This is a genomic window from Stenotrophomonas humi (assembly GCF_001431415.1).
Taxonomy (GTDB): domain Bacteria; phylum Pseudomonadota; class Gammaproteobacteria; order Xanthomonadales; family Xanthomonadaceae; genus Stenotrophomonas; species Stenotrophomonas humi.
In genome coordinates this window covers 1-1,310 of the sequence record NZ_LDJI01000054.1, presented here as the reverse complement: position 1 = coordinate 1,310, position 1,310 = coordinate 1, and the positions used below count along the sequence as shown (strand labels likewise).

3 protein-coding genes are annotated in these 1,310 nt (G+C 59.8%); all 3 read right to left on the bottom strand.

Translation table 11 applies throughout. The annotated features are described in order from the left end of the window. Positions 1–102 precede the first annotated feature (102 nt). Positions 103–504, bottom strand: a complete 402-nt coding sequence (locus tag ABB26_RS18140; RefSeq protein WP_057636119.1) for a hypothetical protein — start codon at positions 502–504, stop codon at positions 103–105. A gap of 36 nt (positions 505–540) precedes the next feature. Continuing rightward, on the bottom strand, positions 541–924 hold the full coding sequence (locus tag ABB26_RS18135) for a hypothetical protein (protein WP_057636118.1): 384 nt from the start codon (positions 922–924) through the stop codon (positions 541–543). 104 nt (positions 925–1,028) lie between these two features. Further along, positions 1,029–1,310, bottom strand: a 282-nt coding sequence (locus tag ABB26_RS18130; protein ID WP_484600315.1) for a Cif family virulence factor, incomplete at its 5' end; no start/stop codon positions are given.

The window sequence follows — 1,310 nt, the reverse complement described above, 5'->3', positions numbered from 1 at the left end:
GCGAGGCAGAGTTGCATGCGCTCAACGCGAGCAGTCCGCACAGGACCGATAAAGCGACAGCAACGGGGTTCACTGGGCTGCTCCTGTTAGTCCCATGACCTGTCACGGCACATTGCTGCCGTAGTTCCACAGCGGGCGGAACGCCGTGCGATGCAGCCATGCCAGTACGACGAGATAGCAGAAGTGGAACGTTCCCCAGGGCCATTGCTGATTGAGGAACAGGTGGAAGATGAAAATGCCGGTGACCAGTGGCGCCAGAACCGCGATACCCAGTGGCGCGGTTCGACGGAAGAACAGCAGGCCGCCACCGACAAGGCAAGCTCCGGCGATGAGCGGTTCAACGATGCCACTGGAGGTCAGGGCGGTGGTGAGCGCCTTCGCTGCCGGCGCTTCTTCGTGATCGGGCCAGGCGGTGCCGAACAGCTTGTGGGAGAGCCACGATGCGCCCGTGTAGGCGTAGAACAGGGCGTACAACCAACGAGCGACAGCGATGATCTTGTTCATGCGATCTACTCCAGTTGTTGCTGGACAACGCAGGGATCAAGCCGAACCGCGAAGCAACCAAGGCGTGAGTGTGGTGTTCGGTAAAAGCACGGCAGACATCATTCCGCCAATCGTTACGTGCAGCGCAAGCTGCCTCAAGTAGCCGCCAGATACGCTGAAGACGACATGCCAAAGGCGCTTGATGATGCGCTTTCCCCATCGTTGGTACAGGAGCCGGGCATACGGCAGAACCATGCTGCCGATCAAAACACTCAGCTGGGCGGAAACAAGATAGATCAGAACCTCCATTCCCAGCGCATCCAGCACGGGGACGAAAGCCGCGAGCTCGGGATTGGATGCGATGCAAAGAATGATGATCGTGGTGAGCACGGCGAGTACCTTGTCTCGGCCGGTTCCGGATTTGATATTCAAGAGGTTCATGAATTCTGCTGAAAGTCTGGGTTGGACCGCTTGCGAAGTATCTTCGGTTTGAAGGGGGGGCTGTACCCTGCGGCCAAGCGGAACGGCGAGGCATGGAGACGACATCACTGTTCTGCCGGCGGGTTTCCGGTTGGCGTGTCCGGCACGCTACGCTGCTGCGGTGGTGCGTTCAAATTGTCCATGTCCGAGAAGATCTGCCACGACCCGCCAGGTGCGCGATGCAAGGTGAGCGTGAACTTCCCCATGTCGCGGGATGCATCACCGAAACGGTACGCACCAATGATGTGGCCGACGGTGTCTGCAGCGGCAAAGGCGAGTGCGCGTAGCTGTAAAGGGCTGCCCTCCACCTGGCCTTCGTAGGCCGCCTGGATCGCCGGGCGACCACG